The organism is Chloroflexota bacterium (assembly GCA_026713825.1).
Taxonomy (GTDB): domain Bacteria; phylum Chloroflexota; class Dehalococcoidia; order Lucifugimonadales; family UBA1127; genus UBA1127.
In genome coordinates this window covers 1-2,196 of record JAPONS010000020.1, presented here as the reverse complement: position 1 = coordinate 2,196, position 2,196 = coordinate 1, and the positions used below count along the sequence as shown (strand labels likewise).

1 protein-coding gene and 2 pseudogenes are annotated in these 2,196 nt (G+C 64.3%); 1 reads left to right on the top strand and 2 read right to left on the bottom strand.

What is annotated here, in order from left to right:
* Positions 1-110 (top strand): annotated as a pseudogene (locus OXC99_02610) (AAA family ATPase).
* A gap of 36 nt (positions 111-146) precedes the next feature.
* Here OXC99_02610 and OXC99_02605 read toward each other — a convergent pair.
* Together OXC99_02605 and OXC99_02600 are read right to left on the bottom strand one after the other, a co-directional pair.
* A pseudogene (locus OXC99_02605) lies at positions 147-1,615 on the bottom strand (IS3 family transposase).
* A gap of 209 nt (positions 1,616-1,824) precedes the next feature.
* Positions 1,825-2,196, bottom strand: a 372-nt coding sequence (locus tag OXC99_02600) for a class I SAM-dependent DNA methyltransferase (GenBank protein MCY4623880.1), incomplete at its 5' end; no start/stop codon positions are given.

Here is a 2,196-nt window from a genome sequence, read left to right as displayed (position 1 = left end):
GTATCGAGGACATCGACTTCCGCGCGTCCCGCGGGCTCGACAAGGACCTCGTCCTGTCTCTGGCCGACGGGCGCTGGGTCCGCGAACATCTCAGCATCCTCATCACCGGAACCTGTCAACGACTTTGAGACACCGGCGATTGCGATTTACTGAGCAGTCTCTCCTGTAGTGGATGTAGCCGGTGGGTTGATCCAGACCGCTTCGGGAAGCGGCAGGGGTTTCGGGATTCCACGAACGAAGCGCTCAGGATGATGACTCCAGGCGGCGCGCAGAGTCTGTTCGCGTTGTTGCAGCACGGTGTGGGCACGGCCGTGATGGACATCATCGGGGGTGAGCATGGCGATTCCGCCATGGCGGTGCTCGCTGTTGTACCAAGGGAAGAACGACCGGCAGAAGTCGATGGCGGTGTGGATATCGTCGAATCGCCCGGGGAAGCCGCAGTGGTACTTCAGGGTCTTGAACTGGGCCTCGGAGAAAGGGTTGTCATCGCTGACCTGGGGGCGGCTCAGCGAACGAGTCACCCCGAGGTCGGCGAGCAGTTGCGCGGTGCATTTGCTGGTCATGGGCGCCCCGCGGTCGGAGTGCAGGGTGAGGGCCTGGGGCTCGATGCCTTGCTTGAGGCAGGTCTGTTCGATCAGCGTTGCGGCGAGGGTGGCGTTCTCGCGCTCAGCGACCATCCAGCCGACGACGTAGCGGCTGAAGATGTCGAGCAACACGTAGAGGTAGAAGTAGCTCCAGCGTGTCGGTCCCAGCAGTCGAGTGATGTCCCAGGACCACGTCTGGTTCGGTCCGGTGGCCACCAGCTCGGGCTTGGTGTAGCGAGGATGTTCGAGCTGATTGCGCCGCTCTCGCACCGGCTGATTCGCGGCCAGGATCCGATACATCGTGCGCTCCGAGCACAGGTATTGGCCTTCATCGAGAAGCGTGGCGACGACCTCGGCGGGCGCGCGGTCGACGAAGCGAGGGGAGGCGAGCACGTTGAGCACGTGCTCGCGTTCGGATTCGCACAGCGCCCGGGCGGGCGTGGGACGGGGCTGCTGGTGCCCGGGAGTGGCCTTGTGACGACGGTAGAAGGTCGCCCGTGACACACCCAGCGCTCGGCACGCTGGGGCCACACCGACCTGTGAGGCGAGCCCTCGGGCCGCCATCAGCAATCCTTCCCGTCGCTGAGGTTGAATCCCAGCAGCCCGGCAACTTTTCCCTGGACATCCAGGATCGTGTGCGCGGTGTGCAACTCCTTCTCCAGCCGAACCACTTTCGCCTCGAGCTCGCGCACCTTGGCGCTGAGCGGGTTACGCTCGGCGGGCTTGGCGCCGCGCTTGTTCGGGGTCAGGCCCCGCAACGAGCCCTGACGACGCGCTTTGCGCCAAGCCGCCAAGTGGGAGGTGTACAGCCCTTCGCGGCGCAGCAGCCGGCCGACCTCGCCGGGCTGCGTGCAGCGGTCGGCCTCCTCGACGATTCGCAGTCGATACTCGGCGGTGAACTGGCGTCGCTTCGGCTTGGCTACCACCTCGGGGTCCGGCGCCGGCCTCGCGCCGCCCGCTCGGGCTCTGGGGGTCTCGTCGCCCCGCTCCTCAACCCCCAGAGCCCGAGCGCCCACCTCGTTCAGTGTCATCGATTCTCTCTCTGTGACCATCGCTTCTCATCTCCACCGCCCTACAGTAATTCCAAGGGGTGCAGGTGTCTCAGTCATCTTGGCAGAGAGGGGATGGGCGAAGGGGGCTTCGTATAGCGCCGCTTCTTCCTCTGGCATCGAGGGTCCGAAGTCAATGATCCACCCGTCCGCTGAGCGTTGGACCAAATCTCTCCCGGTGAGCCGGGGTCTCAGTACGTCCGAATTGCCCCCCCGTTGGGATTGCGAGGCAGGCAAAGCCACGCACGGGCTGTTTCCCCGGGAACGTCAAAGGCTCCCGTCTTGTTGACCCCGATGAACGCTTTCTTACGGTTGTGGGAGAGTTTTGAGGCAGTGCTGAGGTCCTCCGCTCCTGCGCTCAAGTCCGAGTGGATGTGTCTGACTTCGTCTCCGTTCAGGCGATAACCGAACGTGTTTGCTCCCGCCCCGAAGCAAATCAACGACACACGCACCGCCGCTCCGTCGACAACCCAATCTTCGTCTGACCACGCGTCGTAAATGGTTCCGTGTTCGGCGATCCGATCCAGCACGGCCCGATTCTGGCCGCCGCGGATGGAGTTCGT